Annotated in this window: 20 protein-coding genes; 1 reads left to right on the forward strand and 19 read right to left on the reverse strand. The window is 59.8% G+C overall.

Features of this window, described 5'->3' with window-relative positions; genetic code table 11:
* Together N8H71_RS19605 and N8H71_RS19610 are read right to left on the reverse strand one after the other, a co-directional pair.
* Positions 1–792 carry an amidohydrolase gene (locus tag N8H71_RS19605; RefSeq protein ID WP_262195273.1) on the reverse strand — a complete coding sequence of 264 codons (792 nt, stop codon included), beginning with the start codon at positions 790–792 and terminating at the stop codon, positions 1–3.
* Positions 780–1928 carry a pyridoxal phosphate-dependent aminotransferase gene (locus N8H71_RS19610; protein WP_262195275.1) on the reverse strand — a complete coding sequence of 383 codons (1149 nt, stop codon included), beginning with the start codon at positions 1926–1928 and terminating at the stop codon, positions 780–782. The genes N8H71_RS19605 and N8H71_RS19610 overlap by 13 nt, the downstream gene beginning before the upstream one ends.
* Positions 1929–2177: 249 nt before the next feature.
* Here N8H71_RS19610 and N8H71_RS19615 point away from each other — a divergent pair, with 249 nt between their 5' ends.
* On the forward strand, positions 2178–3401 hold the full coding sequence (locus N8H71_RS19615; protein ID WP_262195276.1) for a delta-60 repeat domain-containing protein: 1224 nt from the start codon (positions 2178–2180) through the stop codon (positions 3399–3401).
* 48 nt (positions 3402–3449) lie between these two features.
* Here the strand turns inward: N8H71_RS19615 and der are convergent, their stop codons facing one another.
* The 17 genes from der to iscR form a co-directional block, all read right to left on the reverse strand.
* Positions 3450–4922, reverse strand: coding sequence for a ribosome biogenesis GTPase Der (gene der, locus N8H71_RS19620; protein ID WP_262195277.1), 1473 nt, complete (start codon positions 4920–4922; stop codon positions 3450–3452).
* Between the two features lie 136 nt (positions 4923–5058).
* The gene (gene bamB, locus N8H71_RS19625; protein WP_262195278.1) at positions 5059–6210 is read right to left on the reverse strand and encodes an outer membrane protein assembly factor BamB; all 1152 of its coding nucleotides are present in this window, start codon (positions 6208–6210) and stop codon (positions 5059–5061) included.
* Positions 6203–6844: a tetratricopeptide repeat protein gene (locus tag N8H71_RS19630; RefSeq protein ID WP_011335807.1), complete on the reverse strand. Its 642-nt coding sequence runs from the start codon at positions 6842–6844 to the stop codon at positions 6203–6205. The genes bamB and N8H71_RS19630 overlap by 8 nt, the downstream gene beginning before the upstream one ends.
* Before the next feature lie 41 nt (positions 6845–6885).
* Positions 6886–8175 carry a histidine--tRNA ligase gene (hisS, locus tag N8H71_RS19635; protein WP_085606838.1) on the reverse strand — a complete coding sequence of 430 codons (1290 nt, stop codon included), beginning with the start codon at positions 8173–8175 and terminating at the stop codon, positions 6886–6888.
* Positions 8176–8197: 22 nt separating this feature from the next.
* Complete coding sequence (gene ispG, locus N8H71_RS19640) at positions 8198–9307, reverse strand: flavodoxin-dependent (E)-4-hydroxy-3-methylbut-2-enyl-diphosphate synthase (RefSeq protein WP_007956680.1); 1110 nt, start codon at positions 9305–9307, stop codon at positions 8198–8200.
* A 3-nt stretch (positions 9308–9310) separates the two neighbouring features.
* The gene (locus N8H71_RS19645) at positions 9311–10375 is read right to left on the reverse strand and encodes a RodZ domain-containing protein (RefSeq protein WP_262195280.1); all 1065 of its coding nucleotides are present in this window, start codon (positions 10373–10375) and stop codon (positions 9311–9313) included.
* The gene (gene pilW / locus N8H71_RS19650; protein WP_115079107.1) at positions 10375–11133 is read right to left on the reverse strand and encodes a type IV pilus biogenesis/stability protein PilW; all 759 of its coding nucleotides are present in this window, start codon (positions 11131–11133) and stop codon (positions 10375–10377) included. Before pilW ends, N8H71_RS19645 begins: the two co-directional genes overlap by 1 nt.
* A 12-nt stretch (positions 11134–11145) precedes the next feature.
* Positions 11146–12294 (reverse strand): 23S rRNA (adenine(2503)-C(2))-methyltransferase RlmN, encoded by a 1149-nt coding sequence (gene rlmN / locus N8H71_RS19655; RefSeq protein WP_007956683.1) that lies wholly within the window; start codon positions 12292–12294, stop codon positions 11146–11148.
* A 28-nt stretch (positions 12295–12322) separates the two neighbouring features.
* Entirely contained in the window at positions 12323–12748 is a 426-nt protein-coding gene (gene ndk / locus N8H71_RS19660) for a nucleoside-diphosphate kinase (protein WP_262195283.1), read from the reverse strand.
* 88 nt (positions 12749–12836) lie between these two features.
* A complete protein-coding gene (gene iscX, locus N8H71_RS19665; protein WP_085684618.1) occupies positions 12837–13037 on the reverse strand; it encodes a Fe-S cluster assembly protein IscX in 201 nt (66 codons plus the stop codon).
* Between the two features lie 14 nt (positions 13038–13051).
* Positions 13052–13393 (reverse strand): ISC system 2Fe-2S type ferredoxin, encoded by a 342-nt coding sequence (gene fdx / locus N8H71_RS19670; RefSeq protein WP_007956685.1) that lies wholly within the window; start codon positions 13391–13393, stop codon positions 13052–13054.
* The gene (gene hscA / locus N8H71_RS19675) at positions 13393–15258 is read right to left on the reverse strand and encodes a Fe-S protein assembly chaperone HscA (RefSeq protein WP_262195285.1); all 1866 of its coding nucleotides are present in this window, start codon (positions 15256–15258) and stop codon (positions 13393–13395) included. Before hscA ends, fdx begins: the two co-directional genes overlap by 1 nt.
* Positions 15259–15309: 51 nt before the next feature.
* Entirely contained in the window at positions 15310–15831 is a 522-nt protein-coding gene (gene hscB / locus N8H71_RS19680; RefSeq protein WP_115079111.1) for a co-chaperone HscB, read from the reverse strand.
* 8 nt (positions 15832–15839) lie between these two features.
* Positions 15840–16163 carry an iron-sulfur cluster assembly protein IscA gene (gene iscA / locus N8H71_RS19685; RefSeq protein ID WP_003227904.1) on the reverse strand — a complete coding sequence of 108 codons (324 nt, stop codon included), beginning with the start codon at positions 16161–16163 and terminating at the stop codon, positions 15840–15842.
* Positions 16164–16197: 34 nt separating this feature from the next.
* Positions 16198–16584 carry a Fe-S cluster assembly scaffold IscU gene (gene iscU, locus N8H71_RS19690; protein WP_003227907.1) on the reverse strand — a complete coding sequence of 129 codons (387 nt, stop codon included), beginning with the start codon at positions 16582–16584 and terminating at the stop codon, positions 16198–16200.
* Positions 16585–16685: 101 nt separating this feature from the next.
* Positions 16686–17900 carry an IscS subfamily cysteine desulfurase gene (locus N8H71_RS19695; RefSeq protein ID WP_007956689.1) on the reverse strand — a complete coding sequence of 405 codons (1215 nt, stop codon included), beginning with the start codon at positions 17898–17900 and terminating at the stop codon, positions 16686–16688.
* 50 nt (positions 17901–17950) lie between these two features.
* Positions 17951–18442: a Fe-S cluster assembly transcriptional regulator IscR gene (gene iscR / locus N8H71_RS19700; RefSeq protein WP_007956690.1), complete on the reverse strand. Its 492-nt coding sequence runs from the start codon at positions 18440–18442 to the stop codon at positions 17951–17953.
* Positions 18443–18555 lie beyond the last annotated feature (113 nt).

Consider the following 18555-nt stretch of genomic DNA (forward strand, 5'->3'; position numbering starts at 1 on the left):
TCAGGTGAATTCGAAAGTGTCCGCATCCAGATTCGCCGGGAACCGCTCGCGGTAAGCCGCCAGCGAAGCTGCTTCCAGAATCACCTTGAACACCCCGTCAGCCTCCCCCGCCGCAAGCAACGTCTCACCCTGGAAATCCAGTACCTGACTGTCGCCGGTATAGGCGAATCCCTTGCCATCGGTGCCAACGCGGTTGACTGCCGCCACATAACACAGGTTTTCGATCGCACGGGCCGGAAGCAAGCGGTTCCAATGCTGACGCCGCGCACCCGGCCAGTTGGCGGTGTACAGCAGCAGGTCGGTGTCCTGAGCGTCGCGACTCCACACCGGGAAGCGCAAGTCGTAGCAAATCAGCGGCCGCACCCGCCAGCCATTGAGCTCGAACTGCACCTGACGTTCGCCGGGGGTGTAGTGGTTGTGCTCGCCAGCCATGCGGAACAGATGGCGCTTGTCGTAATGCAGCACCTCGCCGTCCGGGCGCGCCCAAAGTAGGCGGTTGCGGTGGCTGCCGTCGGCGGCCTGGATGATCACGCTGCCCGTGACGACCGCGTTCAGTTTCGCTGCCTGGATCCGCAGCCATTTGCTGGTCGGGCCGTTTTCGGCTTCGGCCAGGGTTTCGGATTCCATGGAGAATCCAGTGGTGAACATCTCCGGCAGGATGATCAGATCCGCACCGCGCGCCTGCTCCAGCAACGCATCGAAATGCTCGAGATTGGCCTGACGGTCATGCCAGGCCAGACTGGTCTGGATCAGCGCCAGATTGAGATCGGGCAACGCACTCAGATCACGCATAGTTTGGCCGCCGCTTCCCGCAGCGTCTCCTCACGTTTGGCAAAGCACAGGCGCACCAGCCGCTGGCCTTCGGGTGGATTCTGGTAGAACACCGACACCGGAATACTCGCCACGCCGTGCTCGCGGGTCATCCACATCGCCATTTCGACATCGTTCAAATCAGGGCGAATCTGCGAATAATCGACCAACTGGAAATAGGTGCCGGTGACACGGGTGAAGCTGAATCGCGACGGCGCCAGCAAATCACAGAACAGATCACGCTTGGCCTGATAGAAGCCCGGCAGCTCTTCGACGTGCTCCGGATGCTCGGCCATGTAATCGGCCAAAGCGAACTGCAACGGCGTCACACCGCAGAAACTGACGTACTGGTGTACCTTGCGCAGCTCCGCCGTCAGGGCCGGCGGCGCCACGACGTAGCCGGTTTTCCAGCCGGTGACGTGATAGGTCTTGCCGAACGAGCTGACCACGAAGGCGCGCTGATACAGCTCTTCATGGGCCAGCACGCTGACGTGCGGGACGCCGTCGAACACCAGGTGTTCGTAGACTTCGTCGCTGATCACATAGATGTCGCGATCACGGATCAACGCCGCCAGCTGATCCAGCTCGGCACGGCTGATCAGCGCACCGCTCGGGTTGTGCGGGGTGTTGAGGATGATCATCCGCGTGCGCGGGCTCAGGGCTGCGCTGAGTTGTTCGAAGTCGATGGAAAAATCTTTGAGCCCAAGTTGCACATGCACACAGCGCCCACCGGCCAGCTCTACTGCTGGCTCGTAGCTGTCGTAGGCCGGATCGAACACGATGACTTCGTCGCCACTGTGGATAACCGCCTGAATGGCGCAGAAGATGGCTTGGGTCGCGCCCGGGGTCACGGTTACTTCGGTATCGGCATCGACATTGGCGTCGTAACTGCGGGCGATTTTCGCCGCGATCTGCTGGCGCAGCGCCGGCAGGCCGGTCATGGGCGAATACTGGTTATGGCCGCTGGCGATGTGTCGACCGACAGCGTCGCGCAGTGCCTGCGGGCCGTCGAAATCGGGAAAACCCTGGGACAGGTTGATGGCTCCGGTCTGTGCCGCGAGCTGAGACATCTGCGTGAAAATAGTGATGCCGACATTCGGCAGCTTGCTGGTAATCATCGGGGTTCCCTGCTCTGCCCCGGCACTGACGACGGCGCGGGAGAGCCCGAGGATAGCCCATCCGGCGCCCATAAAAAAAGGGATTGGCGCAACACTGAGTTCGACGTCAGAACATCGATTTAATCCACCGGATTTGATCGCTGATTCCGACCGACGGAGAAAGAAAGGCGGGCAACCTGTTATTTCTGACAGTTGTCGAAATATCTATTGAGGCTTCCAATGAGTAATCGCCGATCAGAGGACAGGATCATGGAAACACTCAAGGCAGGTGAGCTCGATCCAGAGTTTGGTCATGAGGGCATCCAATCATTGGAGCCACACGGAGAGTTCTTCCGGGCCCTTGGCTTGAGCCGATCAGGCAAAGGGTTTTTAGTTTCTGGCAGCAATCAAGGTTCAGAGCTCAACGACTCGAACTTCATATTGATGAAGCTGGATCATCAGGGCAACCGCGATAGATCCTTTGCCACGGACGGGGTCGTGGAGGCTCGATTTTCCTCGGATGCCAGTCTTTCCTCCATCGGCCTGAAGGCGCTGACCCTCGAGGACTCAAAGATCATCCTGATCGGTCAATTCAACAACGGCACCAACGCCCCCTTACCCGGTCTGGCACGATTTCTTGCCAGCGGTCAATTCGATACTGCCTTCGCAGAACAGGGAACCCACGTTGTCCGCACATCCCTGATCCCGGAGTCCGGAGCACCGAGCGAAGTGGTCATCGATGGTTGCAGACAATCCGACGGCGCACTGGTGACGATAAATCCTCACGTCGCAGGGCCTGAACTGACTATGACACTGATCGTGAAAACCTATGCGGACGGAACACCTGACGACGAATTCAATGGAGGCCAAGGCTATGTCGATGCGCAACAGCGAGGTGGGGAGGAAACGAGACTGAACGCCATCGCAGTAGACAAGCGAGATGCAATTCTGGCATGTGGCCAAACGACGGATGTGCGCGGCATCAAGACGGGCAATATCATGCGTTTTCATGCGAATGGGAGGAAAGACACCAGCTTTGCAAACAATGGAGCGCTGCAAAGTACAGAACTGAATTTCAATTACTTGCAAACATGTGATGACCGGACTCTATGTTCCGGCTCAACCCGGTCAGGCGAAGCCCTCATCGTTCAACTCGATCTGGATGGAAATCCACTGCATGCCCCCAGTATTACGCCTGCTGAACTGAGTATCCGGTGGATCAAGGTTGTGTGGCACAACAACTGTATTCTTGCGCTCGGTGAACAAGAAACCGTTTTCGGCGTGGGGACTGTGGTAGCCCGTTTCAACGAACGTGGAATTCTCGACCCGTCATTTGGCAGAGATGGGCCCGGCTGGACTTCAATTCTCTTCGAAGGACAATCCGGAGAACCTCTGGATATCGTGCTGGAAGACGACTCGAGGATTCTCGTGCTGGCATTGGTAAAGGATTTGGTCGGCTCGTACACATATTTCCTGGCCCGCCTGTTGAACTGATCTGGCAGCCACAAAAAAGGGCGTCATGGACGCCCTTTCCCGATTGCATCAGCGCTTGTCGCGGCGCTTCTTGCTGGCCTTCTTGTTGTGCGACATCAAGCGACGCTTCTTGTTGACCTGGCGGTCGGTCAGCGTGTTCTTGTTGCCTTCGTACGGGTTCTCGCCGCCCTTGAACTCGATACGGATCGGCGTACCGACCAGTTTGAGCACACGGCGGTAAGTGTTTTCCAGATAGCGTACGTACGACTTCGGCACTTTCTCGATCTGGTTGCCGTGGATCACGATGATCGGCGGGTTCGCACCACCCAGGTGAGCGTAACGCAGCTTGATCCGGCGGCTGTTGACCATCGGCGGCTGGTGCTCGCTGACCGCGTCTTCGAGAATCTGCGTCAGGCGGCTGGTCGGCCAGCGGGTGACCGCCGACTTGAACGAGTTCTGCACCGAGGCGTAGAGGTTGCCCACGCCAGTACCGTGCAGTGCCGAGATGAAGTGGATATCGGCGAAGTCAACGAAGAACAACCGACGCTGCAGCTCGACCTTCACGAAGTCACGCTCGCTCGGCGTCATGCCGTCCCACTTGTTGATCGCGATCACCAGCGCACGACCTGCTTCCAGGGCGAAGCCCAGCAGGTTAAGGTCGTGATCGACCACGCCTTCGCGGGCGTCCATCACGAAGATCACCACGTTGGCGTCTTTGATCGCCTGCAGGGTTTTGACCACGGAGAACTTTTCGACTTCTTCGTGGATCTTGCCGCGCTTGCGCACACCGGCGGTGTCGATCAGCGTGTACTTCTCGTCGTTACGCTCGAACGGGATGTAGATACTGTCGCGGGTGGTGCCGGGCTGGTCATAGACGATAACCCGGTCTTCACCGAGCATGCGGTTGACCAGGGTCGACTTGCCGACGTTCGGACGGCCGATGATGGCGATCTTAATCCCGTCTTTTTCGCTCGGGCCAGGAATGCGCTTGGCTTCCTCGCCTTCGGCAACGATCTCTTCCTCTTCGCCTTCGGCCGGCTCGTCGTCATCACGCGGGAAATCGCTCAGGGCGGCTTCCAGCAATTGCGTGATGCCGCGACCGTGGGCGCCGGCGATCGGAATCGCGTGGCCCATGCCCAGCGGGGCGAATTCGGCGCGGGCCATTTCCGGGTCGATGTTGTCGACCTTGTTGGCCACCACGTGGGAACGCTTGTTACGTTTGCGCAAGTGTTCGGCGATCATCTGGTCGGCGGCGGTGAAGCCGGCCTTGGCATCTACCAGGAACAGAACGACATCCGCTTCTTCGATGGCCAGCAGCGACTGCTCGGCCATTTTTTCGTCCATACCATGCTCGTCACCGGAGATACCGCCGGTGTCGATCAGAATGTAGGAACGCCCTTGCCACTTGGCCTCACCGTACTGGCGATCACGGGTCAGACCGGACAAGTCGCCGACGATGGCGTCGCGAGTCCTGGTCAGGCGGTTGAACAAGGTGGACTTGCCGACGTTCGGTCGGCCCACCAGGGCGATTACGGGAACCATGCGGCTCTCCACTTCGTTATTTCAGAAAATACAAAAGCCGCTGCGAGGCAGCGGCTGGTGCTCGGGGCAACGCCAGAAAGCGCTGCAAGCCCCGTAAATCCGGGGCCGCCTGGGGGTTTAACCCCAAGCATAGTTGTTACTTGATGGTCAGGGCTTCCAGTTTGCCGCTGTTGCCATACACATAAATCGTGTCACCCACCACCAGCGGACGGGCACGCAGGCCGTCACTGTCGATGCGCTCGCGGCCGACGAAACGACCGTCCACCTGACTCAGCAGGTGCAGGTAACCTTCCAGGTCACCGACTGCAACGTAGCTGGAGAACACTTCCGGTGCCGACAGTTGACGACGGGCCAGCGAGTCGTTGCTCCACAGTGCCGTGGTGGAACGCTCGTCGACGCCTTCAACGGTGCCCGACGACAGGCTTACATAGACGTTGCCGAAACCCTGGGCAACACCGGCATAGCTCGACGCGTCGCGCTGCCAGAGTTGACGGCCGCTTTCCAGATCCAGTGCCGCAACGCGACCCTGATAGCTGGCAACGTACAGGGTACCGCCGGACAGCAGCAGACCGCCGTCGATGTCGACCACGCGCTCCAGTTCCGAACGACCTTGTGGAATCGCGATCCGCTGTTCCCAGACCGGCACGCCGTTGGAAATGTCGAGAGCGACCACTTTACCGGTCGACAGGCCAGCCACCGCGAGGCGGTTGGTGACGATCGGTGCACTGGTGCCGCGCAGGGTCAGTACGGCCGGAGTGCTGTCATACACCCAACGCTGATTGCCGGTGGACGCGTCCAGACCGATCAGACGATCGTCCTGGGTCTGTACCACCACCACGTCACCGTTGTTGGCCGGTGGCGCGAGGACTTCGCTGTTGACGCGCGAGCGCCACTTCTCTTCACCGTTGATGGCGTCGAGGGCAACGACTTCACCGCGCAGGGTGCCGACCATGACCAGACCGTAGCCCACGCCAACGGCGCCGGACACAGGCAGTTCAAGGTCTTTCTTCCATTTCACGTCGCCGTTGCCACGATCCAGGCCCATCACGATGCCGGTTACGTCGGCTGCGTAGATGGTGTCACCGTCGATCGCCGGCACCAGCATGTTGTAGGTTTCACCCTGACCGTCACCGATCGAGCGGCTCCACTGCTTGTGCAGAACCACTTCTTCTTTGAAGTCAGTCAGCTCGGCCGGTGGCAGTTCTTTTTTGCTGTTGCTGCTGCAACCCGCGGCCAGAATGGCCAGAGCCAGCACTGCTGCATGCTTCCAACCGATCACGTCACGCATCCCCTTTGGCCAGGTCGTCCAGCTTGATTTGAAGGCCACCGACCGCCGCTTCATCCGACAGTGCCGCCTTGGCTTTTTGATACGCCGCGTTCGCTTCGTCGGTACGGCCCAGCTGTACCAGCAGGTCGCCCTTGAGTTCTTCGCGAGTGGCCAGGAACGACTTGTCGGCATCGCCTTCGAGCAGTTTCAGGGCTTCGTCGGCCTTGTTCTGTGCGCCCAGTACCTGCGCCAGACGCTGACGGGCGATTTCGCCCAGCGCCGGGTTGGCCGGTTTGGCAACGATGGCCTTGAGCTCGGTCGCCGCGTCGTCCAGCTTGCCGCTGTCGACCGCTACCTTGGCCACAAACAGGCTGCCGTACTGCGCGTAGGCAGAACCGCCGAATTCGCTGTTGAGCTTGCCGGCCAGATCCGCAACGCGCGCGGCGTCAGGCTTGCCGTCCGGGGTCAGCGTGGTTTCCAGCAATTGCTGATAGAGCACCGAGGCGCCTTGCGACTGGTTGCTCTGATACTTGTGATAAGCCTGCCAGCCGAACACGATGACCAGCGCCAACAGGCCGCCGGTGACCAGAGGTTTGCCGTTGCGTGTCCACCAGTCCTTCAAATCCGCCAACTGTTCGTCTTCGGTACTCGACACCCCAATACTCCTTAATCGCTAAATCGGCTGTTTAGACAGCTTCAACCCTGCACGACGCAGGTGGCCAGGTGTGCAGCGAGCGCATCCCAGGCAATGCTTTGTTGTTCGCCCTGGCCACGCAGGGGTTTGAAACCTACCACTTGCTGGGCCATTTCGTCGTCACCGAGGATCAGTGCGTACAACGCACCGCTCTTGTCGGCTTTCTTGAACTGGCTCTTGAAGCTGCCGGCGCCGGCATTGACTTGCAGACGCAGGTTGGGCAGTTGGTCGCGTACACGCTCGGCCAGGGCCAGACCGGCCAGCTCTGCTTCTTCGCCGAAGGCGCAGAGATAGACGTCGACCTGACGGGAGATTTCTTCCGGGATCTGCTCCAGGGTTTCCAGCAGCAGCACCAGACGCTCGATGCCCATGGCGAAACCGACGCCTGGGGTCGGCTTGCCACCCATCTGCTCGACCAGACCGTCATAGCGCCCACCCGCGCAGACGGTGCCCTGGGCGCCGAGCTTGTCGGTGACCCATTCGAATACGGTTTTGCTGTAGTAATCCAGACCACGCACCAGTTTCGGGTTCAGCACGTAAGGAATGCCGACGGCATCCAGACGGGCCTTCAGGCCTTCGAAGTGGGCGCGGGATTCGTCATCCAGGTAATCCGCCATTTTCGGCGCATCGACCAGCACCGCTTGAGTGTCGGCATTTTTGGTGTCGAGCACGCGCAGCGGGTTGGTTTTCAGGCGACGCTGGCTGTCTTCGTCCAGTTTGTCGTGGTGCGCCGAGAGGTACTCGACCAGCGCTTCACGATAACGGCCACGGGACTCGCTGGTGCCGAGGCTGTTGAGTTCGAGCTTGACCGCATCGCGGATGCCCAGCTCGCCCCACAGGCGCCAGGTCAGCACGATCAGTTCGGCGTCGATGTCCGGACCGTCGAGGTTGAACACCTCCAGACCGATCTGGTGGAACTGGCGATAACGGCCTTTCTGCGGACGCTCGTGACGGAACATCGGGCCGATGTACCAGAGTTTCTGCACCTGGCCACCGCCGGTGATGCCGTGCTCGAGCACTGCACGCACGCACGCGGCCGTGCCTTCCGGACGCAGGGTCAGGGAGTCGCCGTTGCGGTCTTCAAAGGTGTACATCTCTTTTTCGACGATGTCGGTCACTTCACCGATCGAGCGCTTGAACAGCTCGGTGAACTCGACGATCGGCATGCGGATCTGCTTGTAACCGTAGTTATCCAGCAGACGCGAAACGGTGCCTTCGAAATAACGCCATACCGGCGTCTGTTCCGGCAGGATGTCGTTCATACCACGAATGGCTTGCAGAGACTTGCTCACAGAAATTCCTTAATTCGTTCGATCAGCCGCGCGCGATAACCGCTGCGTCAGCTTCGACCTTCTCGGCCGCTTTCTCGCGGATCAGCTTTTCCAGCTCGTCCACCAGATTGTCATTCGTCAGTTTCTGCGACGGCTTGCCGTCGATGTAAATCAGGTTTGGCGTGCCGCCGGTCAAGCCGATATGGGCTTCCTTGGCTTCGCCGGGGCCATTGACCACGCAACCGATCACCGCGACATCCAGCGGCACCAGCAGGTCTTCAAGGCGCCCTTCCAGCTCGTTCATGGTCTTGACCACATCGAAGTTCTGCCGCGAGCAGCTCGGGCAGGCGATGAAGTTGATGCCACGGGAACGCAGATGCAAAGACTTGAGAATGTCGTAACCGACCTTCACTTCCTCGACCGGGTCGGCCGCCAGAGAGATGCGGATAGTATCGCCAATCCCCTCGGCGAGCAGCATACCTAGGCCCACGGCGGATTTCACTGTACCGGAGCGCAATCCACCAGCTTCGGTGATGCCCAGGTGCAACGGCTGGACGATTTCCTTGGCCAGCAGGCGGTAGGCTTCAACGGCCATGAACACGTCGGAAGCCTTCACGCTGACCTTGAAGTCCTGGAAATTCAGGCGTTCGAGGTGTTCGACGTGACGCAGGGCGGACTCGACCAGCGCGGCCGGCGTCGGCTCGCCGTATTTCTTTTGCAGGTCTTTTTCCAACGAGCCGGCGTTGACGCCAATGCGGATCGGGATCCCGCGGTCACGGGCGGCATCGACCACGGCACGCACGCGGTCTTCACGACCGATGTTGCCCGGGTTGATGCGCAGGCAGTCCACACCCAGCTCGGCCACGCGCAAAGCGATCTTGTAGTCGAAGTGGATATCGGCAACCAACGGCACCTTGACCAGTTGCTTGATCTTGCCGAACGCCTCGGCGGCGTCCATGTCCGGCACCGAAACGCGGACGATGTCGACGCCAGCGGCTTCCAGACGATTGATCTGCGCGACGGTGGCAGCGACGTCATTGGTGTCGCTGTTGGTCATGCTCTGCACAGCGATAGGGGCATCGCCGCCCACGGGCACGTTACCGACCCAGATCTTGCGCGATTCGCGACGTTTGATTGGAGATTCGCCGTGCATGACTTATTGACCCAACTTCAGGCGAGCGGTCTCGCCACTGGTGAACGGAGCGACATCGACCGGCTGGCCGTTGTAGCTGACCTGCGCGCCACGGGCAACGCCCAGACGCACGGCAAACGGAGGCTTGCCGACGACAGACAGGCTGTCGCCCTTACGCTTGAGGCCGCTGTACAGCACTTTGCCGCTGCCATCGGTCACTTGAGTCCAGCAATCGGCGATGAACTGCACCTGAACCTGGCCCTGACCTGCAGCCGGAGCAACTGGCGCTGTCGGTGCGGGTGCGGGTGCGGCGGCGACCGGAGCTGCCGGTGCAGTGACGGTCGGAGCAGGCGTGGCCGGAGCGGCAGGTGCTGGAGTTGCTGGAGCAGCCACCACAGGCGCTGGCGTATGAGCCGGTGCAGCCGGAGTAGCGGCTGGCGCAGCAGGTGCCGGAGCAACCGGTGCGATCGCTGGAGCGGCGGCCTCGGTCTCGGCGCCGGTCGATTCAGCCGTGGTTTCCGATTGAGGCAGCGCCAGAGCGGTCGAACCCTCGGCTTCGCCTTCCGCGACAGCCTGGTCTTCCGGCTCGTCCAGCGGATGAATCTGGGTAGTACCGTCGGCGCCTTCGACTTCAACGTGCTCCGGCGCCAGGCCGATCAGGTCCTTGGTACGCAGCGAGGTCTGATCCTGCCACCAGACGAAACCGCCGCCGATGACCGCGATCAGCAGCAACAGGCTGACGATCCGCAAAATGGTGTGGGAAACCCGTACCGGCTCTTCAATGCGACCCAGCGCGTGGACGTTGCTGCCTTGAGAATCGGTGCCGGTGGACTGGTCGAATTGCTGGACCAGAACGGTCTGGTCCATGCCGAGCAATTTGGCGTAGGCGCGAATGTAGCCGCGAGCGAAGGTATGCCCGGGCAACTTGTCGAATGCGCCGGCTTCAAGATTGCTCAGGGAAGTCACGGTGAGGTTGAGCTTGAGGGCCACTTCGGCCAGCGACCAGCCATTGCTTTCGCGGGCCTGGCGCAGGGTCTCACCGGGGTTAACGCGATTCGCTGCTACAACTTCGGGATGCGCCGCTTTCATCATTGCTCCGACAGGTATTGCTGATATTCCGGCGTACCGGGATAGAGTCGTTTTAATTGCAGGCCCGCACTGGCGGCCTTGTCGCGATCTTCAAATACTTTTGCCAACCGAACGGCGAGCAACAGACTACGTGCATTTTGCTCGGAGAGCTGGCTGAAACGGTCGTAATAGTCACGCGCGGGCACATAATGCCTGTCTTCGAATGACAACTCAGCCATTTCCAGCAATGCCCGTGGCTGCTGACGGTTCAAACGCAGCGCTTTTTCCAGCTGCTGCTGCGCCAGATCACGCTCCCCGAGCTTCGCCGCCGTCATGCCGAGGTTCTCGAACACCCGCGAACGCTCAGGATACAGGGTATCGGCGGCCGCCTGTTCAAAACGCTCGTAGGCTTCCTTGTAACGCTGTTCTTCGTAGAGAAAACTGCCGTAATTGTTGAGGATGCGCGCATCGGCGGGACGGGAAGACAAGGCTTTGCGGAAATGTTCGTCAGCCAGTTTGGGTTCCATTTCGGCCTGGAACACCAGCCCCAGCGCGGCATTGGCGTCCGGATCCGAACCGTCCAGCTCCAGGGCCTTCTTCAGTGGAACCTTGGCCCGCTCGGTCATACCCTGCTGCAAGTATCCCAGCCCCAACTGCACGTAGGCAGCCCGCGCTTCGTCACGGCCCTTGCTGGTCTTCATCGGGTTGTAGTCACCCGACAGGACGCAACCAGCACACAGGCTGGCCAACAGCAACAGCAGCGCAAAGCGCAGGGACATAGAGATCCTCTCTTAGTTAGTGTTCGCGGCGTTCTGTGCCAGATCGCTGTCGGCGCTCAATTCGCGCACGGCGATGTAACGTTCGCTGCGACGGGTGCGATCCAGCACCTGCCCTACCAATTGACCACAAGCCGCGTCGATGTCTTCACCACGGGTGGTGCGCACGGTGACGTTGAAACCGGCCTGGTGAAGCTGATCCTGGAACCGGCGGATGGCGTTGTTGCTCGGCCGCTCGTAACCGGAATGCGGGAACGGGTTGAACGGAATCAGGTTGATCTTGCACGGAATGTTCTTCAGCAACTCGATCATTTCCACGGCGTGCTCAAGCTTGTCGTTGACGTCCTTGAGCAAGGTGTACTCGATGGTCAGCACGCGCTTCTCGCCCAGTTCGGACATGTAGCGCTGGCACGACTCGAGCAGCATCTTAAGCGGATATTTCTTGTTGATCGGCACCAATTGGTTACGCAATGCGTCATTCGGTGCGTGCAGGGACAACGCCAGGGATACGTCGATGTGCTTGGCCAGCTCATCGATCATCGGCACCACACCCGACGTGGACAGGGTCACGCGGCGCTTGGAGATCCCGTAGCCCAGGTCATCCATCATCAGATGCATGGCGGCCACGACGTTGTCGAAGTTCAGCAGCGGTTCGCCCATGCCCATCATCACCACGTTGGTGATGGCGCGGTCGATGGTAGCCGGAACACTGCCGAAGGATTTGTTGGCAATCCACACCTGACCGATGACTTCGGCGGCGGTGAGGTTGCTGTTGAAGCCTTGCTTGCCGGTGGAGCAGAAACTGCAGTCCAGGGCACAGCCAGCCTGGGACGAAACGCACAAAGTGCCGCGTTTGCCCTGGGGAATGTAAACGGTCTCGACGCAGCTGCCGGACGCCACGCGCACCACCCACTTGCGGGTGCCGTCGCTGGAAATGTCCTCGCTGACCACTTCGGGACCACGGACCTCAGCAACAGCCTTGAGCTTTTCGCGCAAGGCCTTGCTGACGTTCGTCATGGCGTCGAAATCATCGACGCCAAAGTGGTGAATCCATTTCATTACCTGACCGGCACGGAAACGCTTCTCCCCGATTGAGTCGAAGAATTTTTCCATTTCCGGCTGGGTCAGACCCAGCAGGTTGGTTTTAACAGTCGATGTAGTCATGGATTCACCTTCACTCTTAAGCCAATGCTTAGCGAGTGGTTACTTCAGTAGCTGCGAAGAAGTAAGCGATTTCGCGAGCAGCAGCGGCTTCGGAGTCCGAACCGTGAACGGCGTTGGCGTCGATCGACTCAGCGAAGTCAGCACGGATGGTGCCTGGAGCAGCTTCTTTAGGGTTGGTAGCGCCCATCAGCTCACGGTTGCGAGCGATGGCGTTTTCGCCTTCCAGAACCTGAACAACAACAGGACCCGAAGTCATGAAGGCAACCAGGTCGCCGAAGAAACCACGAGCGCTGTGCTCAGCGTAGAAGCCTTCGGCTTCGGCTTTGGACAGTTGCTTCAGTTTCGAAGCTACAACGCGCAGGCCAGCGTCTTCGAAGCAAGTGGTGATCTTGCCGATCACGTTTTTAGCAACGGCGTCAGGCTTGATGATGGAGAAAGTACGTTGAACAGCCATGGTGTAACTCCAGAAACGGTAATTTGCGAAAAATTAAACCCGCGAATTATACGCGGGTTCGTGGGTATTGCCTAACCTGCGAGGACGATCAGTCTATTTCATCATTCCAGAGCTGCTGAACCGCTTCCAACACCTTCTCGCCGACACGGCCAGAGTTGTTGTCGAAGTCAGGCAGCTCCATGATCCATCGCTGCAGGTCGACGAAATTGACAGAAAACGGATCTACACCCGGCTTGGCTTCCGCCAGCTCTTCTGCAATACGTTGAACATCATTCCAACCGTAGCTCATGACAGTCTTACCAGTCAGTGCGGCGCTTCGGCCGCATGGTTAAGCGAATATTTCGGAATTTCGACGGTGATGTCTTCTTCACCGACGATCGCCTGACAAGCCAGGCGCGACTGGGCTTCCAGCCCCCAGGCACGATCAAGGAAATCTTCCTCCAACTCGTCGGCTTCTTCCAGCGAGTCAAAACCCTCGCGGATGATGCAGTGACAAGTGGTGCAGGCGCAGACGCCGCCGCAGGCGCTTTCCATCTCGATGTGGTGTTCGTGAGCCAGTTCGAGGATCGACGTGCCGGGTGCAGCGTCAACGACCATGCCTTCAGGGCAGAACTTCTCGTGGGGCAGAAAAATGACCTGCGGCATCAGATATCCTCGATTTCATTCAGATTGCGCCCCGACAGAGCGGCTTTCACCGTCTGATCCATACGACGGGCTGCAAAAGCATCGGTCACTTGCGACAGACGCTTGGTCTGCTGCTCGATGGCGTAACCATCGGTGCCTTTCATCAGTTCGGTCAGTTCCTGCACCTGCAGATCGATGACCATGCGCTCTTCGGCGTCGAGCAAACGCTCGCCATCCGCCTCAAGAGCGCCCTGCACCGCTTCGATCAGGCGCTGGGCATCGACTTGCTGCTCGCGAAGAACGCGGGCGACTTTGTCGTCATTGGCGTGCTGGAACGAATCTTTCAGCATCTTGGCGATTTCGCCGTCAGTCAGGCCATAGGACGGCTTGACCTGAATGCTGGCCTCGACGCCCGAGCCCAGTTCACGAGCAGAAACGCTGAGCAGACCGTCGGCATCGACCTGGAAGGTCACGCGAATTTTCGCCGCACCGGCCACCATCGCCGGGATGCCGCGCAATTCGAAGCGAGCCAGGGAGCGGCAATCGGAGATCAGCTCACGCTCGCCCTGCAATACGTGGATAGCCATGGCCGACTGGCCGTCTTTATAAGTGGTGAAGTCCTGGGCGCGAGCGACAGGGATGGTGGTGTTGCGCGGAATCACCTTCTCCATCAGGCCACCCATGGTTTCCAGCCCCAGGGACAGCGGAATCACGTCGAGCAGCAGCAGTTCGCCGCCATCGCGCTTGTTGCCGGCCAGCGTATCGGCCTGGATCGCGGCACCGATGGCCACCACTTGATCCGGATCGATTTCGGTCAGCGGCTGACGACCGAAGGCTTCGGCGACAGCTTCGCGAACACGTGGAACGCGGGTCGAACCACCGACCATGACCACGGCGTGCACGTCTTCCAGCTCGACGCCGGAATCGCGCACAGCGCGGCGGCAGGCTTTCAGGCTGCGAGCAACCATTGGCTCGATCAGCGCGTCGAATGCCTCGCGCGTCAGTTGTGCTTTCCAGTCGCCGTAGGCAACTTCAAAACTGTCGGCATTTGTAAGGGCTTCTTTGGCTGCGCAGGCGGTTTGCAGCAGGCTGCGTTGTGCGCCTGGATCAAGGTCGGCGGACAAGCCGGCGTTCTCGATGATCCAGCCGGCAATTGCGTGATCGAAGTCATCGCCACCCAGCGCGCTGTCGCCGCCGGTAGCCAGGACTTCGAAGACACCGCCGGTGAGGCGCAGAATCGAAATATCGAAGGTGCCGCCGCCCAGGTCGTAAATGGCGACCAGGCCTTCGGCATGCTGATCCAGACCGTATGCCACCGCTGCAGCGGTCGGCTCGTTGAGCAGACGCAACACGTTCAGACCGGCAAGTTTCGCCGCGTCCTTGGTAGCCTGGCGCTGAGCATCGTCGAAATACGCCGGAACGGTGATCACCGCGCCCACCAGCTCACCGCCAAGGGTGGCTTCAGCGCGCTGACGCAATACTTTCAGGATATCGGCGGAGACTTCGACCGGGCTTTTCGGGCCCTGCACGGTGTCGATGAACGGCATGTGCGACTCGCCGCCGACAAAGCGGTACGGCAGTTGATCGCCCAATTGCTTGACGTCGGACAGACCACGCCCCATCAGGCGTTTGACCGACAGCACGGTATTCAGGGGATCAGAGGACGCAGCCAGTTTGGCTGACTCGCCGACTTCGACGCGATCGGCGTGATAACGCACGGCGGAAGGCAGGATGACCCGCCCTTCGGCGTCGGCCAGCGGCTCGGAAAGACCACTGCGCAACGCAGCGACCAGCGAATTGGTAGTACCCAAGTCGATCCCCACAGCCAGACGACGCTGGTGCGGTTGAGGACTTTGGCCGGGTTCGGCGATCTGCAGTAGGGCCATCGTGATCAGGACTTATCTGTATATCAGGCGTGCGACCGGAGCGGCACTGGGTTAATCGTCGAGGCGCTCTTCTAACTGGCGCACTTCGTAGGTGAGCTTGTCGAGGAACTGCATGCGCCGCATCAGGCGTTCGGCCTGTTCGCGTTGCGCTGCATCATCCCAACAGGCTGCGAAGCTTTCGTTGAGCGCTTCCTGGGCGGTTTTCAGGCGACGCTTGAAAGCCGCGACACCGTCCAGATCGGCACTGTCCTGCAGATCTTCGAGCTCTTCGCGCCATTGCATCTGCTGCAAAAGAAACTCGGGATCGTGGACAGTGACTTCCATCGGCACTTCATGCCCGCTGATGGTCAGCAGGTAGCGTGCGCGCTGGGCCGGACTCTTGAGCGTCTGGTAGGCATCGTTGAGCCGCGCAGACTGCTCGAGCGCCGACCGCTGCTCGCGCTCGGAAGCATCGGCAAAGCGGTCAGGATGAACGCCGCGCGCCAGCTCGCGATAGCGCGTGGCCAACTGCTCGAGATCCAGACGAAAGCCCGGTTGCAGCTCGAATAAAGCGAAATGACAAGGAATACCCACGACAAGCCTCAGATGTTGAAGCTTTCGCCGCAGCCACATTCACCGCGTACGTTGGGGTTGTTGAACTTGAAGCCTTCGTTCAACCCTTCCTTGACGAAATCGAGCTCGGTGCCGTCGAGGTAGGCCAGGCTTTTCGGGTCGATGATCACTTTTTCGCCGTGACTCTCGAACACCTGATCTTCTGCAACCACCTCGTCGACAAACTCCAGCACGTAGGCAAGGCCGGAACAGCCCGTGGTGCGAACACCCAGACGAATCCCTTCACCCTTGCCGCGCCCGTCGAGGGAGCGCCGCACGTGTCGAGCAGCCGCTTCTGTCATGCTGATAGCCATCGTTGACTCCTTACTCGTCGCCAAATCTTGAAAGTCAGATCAAGCCTTTCTTCTGCTTGTAATCGCGAACGGCGGCCTTGATGGCGTCTTCAGCGAGAACCGAGCAGTGGATTTTCACTGGCGGCAGGGCCAGTTCTTCGGCCAGCTGAGTGTTCTTGATGGTTTCAGCTTCGTCCAGGGTCTTGCCCTTCATCCACTCGGTAGCGAGGGAGCTGGAGGCGATAGCCGAACCGCAGCCGTAGGTCTTGAACTTGGCGTCTTCGATAACGCCCTGATCGTTGACCTTGATTTGCAGGCGCATCACGTCGCCGCACGCCGGAGCGCCGACCATGCCGGTGCCGACATCAGGATCTTCCGCGTTCATCTTGCCGACGTTACGCGGGTTTTCGTAGTGGTCGATGACCTTTTCGCTGTAAGCCATGATTCTCAATCCTCACTCATCAGGGCCGCTCTTGAGACCCTGCAACTGCGCTGCGCAAACCGCCGCGTCGCTACAGGATCTGTATCCGGCGGCTTCTATATTTAGTGTGCCGCCCACTCGATCTTCGAGATATCGACGCCGTCTTTGTACATGTCCCACAGCGGCGACAGAGCGCGCAGCTTGGTAACGGCCTCGCAGACTTTCTGCGCGGCGTAGTCGATTTCTTCTTCGGTGGTGAAACGGCCGAAGGTGAAACGGATCGAGCTGTGTGCCAGTTCGTCGTTGCGGCCCAGGGCGCGCAGTACGTACGAAGGCTCAAGCGACGCCGAGGTGCAGGCCGAACCGGACGAAACCGCCAGATCCTTGAGCGCCATGATCAGCGACTCGCCTTCAACGTAGTTGAAGCTCAGGTTCAGGTTGTGCGGAACGCGGGCGGTCAGGCTGCCGTTGACGTACAGCTCTTCCAGGTGCTCGACCTGCTTGTAGAAGCGGTCGCTCAACGCCTTGATGCGGACGTTTTCGGCAGCCATGTCTTCCTTGGCCACACGGAACGCTTCGCCCATGCCGACGATCTGGTGAGTCGCCAGGGTGCCGGAACGCATGCCACGCTCGTGACCGCCGCCGTGCATGGTCGCTTCGATGCGCACACGCGGCTTGCGGCTGACGTACAGCGCGCCGATGCCTTTAGGGCCGTAGGTCTTGTGAGCGGAGAACGACATCATGTCGACTTTCAGTTTCTGCAGGTCGATTTCGACCTTGCCGGTGGACTGAGCGGCGTCGACGTGGAACAGGATGCCCTTCGAACGAAGCAGCTCGCCGATGGCGGCGATGTCGTTGACGGTGCCGATTTCGTTGTTCACGTGCATCACCGACACCAGGATGGTGTCTTCGCGCAGCGCGGCTTCGATCATGGCCGGGGTGATCAGGCCATCTTCGGTCGGATCGAGGTAGGTGACTTCGAAACCTTCACGCTCCAGTTGGCGCATGGTGTCGAGGACAGCCTTGTGTTCGATCTTGGAGGTGATCAGGTGCTTGCCCTTGGAGGCGTAGAAATGTGCCGCACCCTTGATTGCCAGGTTGTCGGACTCGGTGGCACCGGAGGTCCAGACGATTTCACGCGGGTCGGCGTTGACCAGATCGGCCACCTGACGACGGGCGTTTTCGACGGACTCTTCGGCTTTCCAGCCGAACACGTGGGAACGGGACGCCGGGTTACCGAAGTTTCCGTCGACCAGCAGGCATTCACTCATTTTTTGCGCAACGCGCGGATCGACCGGGGTGGTCGCAGAGTAATCAAGGTAAATCGGCAATTTCATGGACTATCTCCTAAATCAGGCTGGCTGGCGTGCCGCTAGCTCTCTGGCTGTCATTCGACGGCGGACGCTTCAATCTTGTCCAGGCGCGGCGCCTTGCCATTGCAACGACGCTGATCCTGACGCTGGGCCACTTCCTGCACCTCACGGCGAGTTACGAGGTCGGCCAAGCTGATACCGCTGAGAAATTCGTGAATCTGCAGGCTCAGGTCGCACCACAGGTGATGGGTCAGGCAGGTGTCACCGGAGTGGCAGTCGCCCTGGCCCTGGCATTTTGTTGCATCGACCGATTCGTTCACCGCATCGATCACCTGAGCCACCTGGATGCCCTGCATGTCGCGGGACAACTGGTAGCCACCGCCCGGACCGCGAACACTGGAAACCAGGTTGCTGCGGCGCAGCTTGGCGAAAAGCTGTTCGAGATAGGACAGGGAGATGCCTTGGCGCTCGGAGATATCGGCCAGGGACACCGGCCCGTGTTGCGCGTGCAACGCCAGGTCAAGCATGGCGGTCACGGCGTATCGGCCTTTTGTAGTCAGTCGCATGGACAATTACCACGGAGTTCGGAATGGGCGGGAGTATGCAATTCCCGAGCATTTAAGTCAACTATAAGACCTAGTGCTTTAGTCGGGTTTACCCGCAAAAGAGCGCGCGAATG

It is taken from the genome of Pseudomonas koreensis (assembly GCF_025447595.1).
GTDB classification, from domain to species: Bacteria; Pseudomonadota; Gammaproteobacteria; order Pseudomonadales; family Pseudomonadaceae; genus Aquipseudomonas; species Aquipseudomonas koreensis_H.

Bases quoted from the DNA above. Each gene is read 5' to 3' on its own strand.
- iscX (WP_085684618.1), bottom strand. From the start codon at position 13,037: ATGAGCTACGGTTGGAATGATGTTCAACGTATTGCAGAAGAGCTGGCG.
- iscA (WP_003227904.1), bottom strand. From the start codon at position 16,163: ATGGCTATCAGCATGACAGAAGCGGCTGCTCGACACGTGCGGCGCTCC.
- pilW (WP_115079107.1), bottom strand. From the start codon at position 11,133: ATGTCCCTGCGCTTTGCGCTGCTGTTGCTGTTGGCCAGCCTGTGTGCT.
- N8H71_RS19610 (WP_262195275.1), bottom strand. From the start codon at position 1,928: ATGATTACCAGCAAGCTGCCGAATGTCGGCATCACTATTTTCACGCAG.
- N8H71_RS19615 (WP_262195276.1), top strand. From the start codon at position 2,178: ATGGAAACACTCAAGGCAGGTGAGCTCGATCCAGAGTTTGGTCATGAG.
- rlmN (WP_007956683.1), bottom strand. From the start codon at position 12,294: ATGACTACATCGACTGTTAAAACCAACCTGCTGGGTCTGACCCAGCCG.
- N8H71_RS19645 (WP_262195280.1), bottom strand. From the start codon at position 10,375: ATGAAAGCGGCGCATCCCGAAGTTGTAGCAGCGAATCGCGTTAACCCC.
- fdx (WP_007956685.1), bottom strand. From the start codon at position 13,393: ATGCCGCAGGTCATTTTTCTGCCCCACGAGAAGTTCTGCCCTGAAGGC.
- hscA (WP_262195285.1), bottom strand. From the start codon at position 15,258: ATGGCCCTACTGCAGATCGCCGAACCCGGCCAAAGTCCTCAACCGCAC.
- ispG (WP_007956680.1), bottom strand. From the start codon at position 9,307: ATGCACGGCGAATCTCCAATCAAACGTCGCGAATCGCGCAAGATCTGG.
- iscU (WP_003227907.1), bottom strand. From the start codon at position 16,584: ATGGCTTACAGCGAAAAGGTCATCGACCACTACGAAAACCCGCGTAAC.
- N8H71_RS19605 (WP_262195273.1), bottom strand. From the start codon at position 792: ATGCGTGATCTGAGTGCGTTGCCCGATCTCAATCTGGCGCTGATCCAG.
- N8H71_RS19695 (WP_007956689.1), bottom strand. From the start codon at position 17,900: ATGAAATTGCCGATTTACCTTGATTACTCTGCGACCACCCCGGTCGAT.
- iscR (WP_007956690.1), bottom strand. From the start codon at position 18,442: ATGCGACTGACTACAAAAGGCCGATACGCCGTGACCGCCATGCTTGAC.
- ndk (WP_262195283.1), bottom strand. From the start codon at position 12,748: ATGGCTGTTCAACGTACTTTCTCCATCATCAAGCCTGACGCCGTTGCT.
- der (WP_262195277.1), bottom strand. From the start codon at position 4,922: ATGGTTCCCGTAATCGCCCTGGTGGGCCGACCGAACGTCGGCAAGTCC.
- bamB (WP_262195278.1), bottom strand. From the start codon at position 6,210: ATGCGTGACGTGATCGGTTGGAAGCATGCAGCAGTGCTGGCTCTGGCC.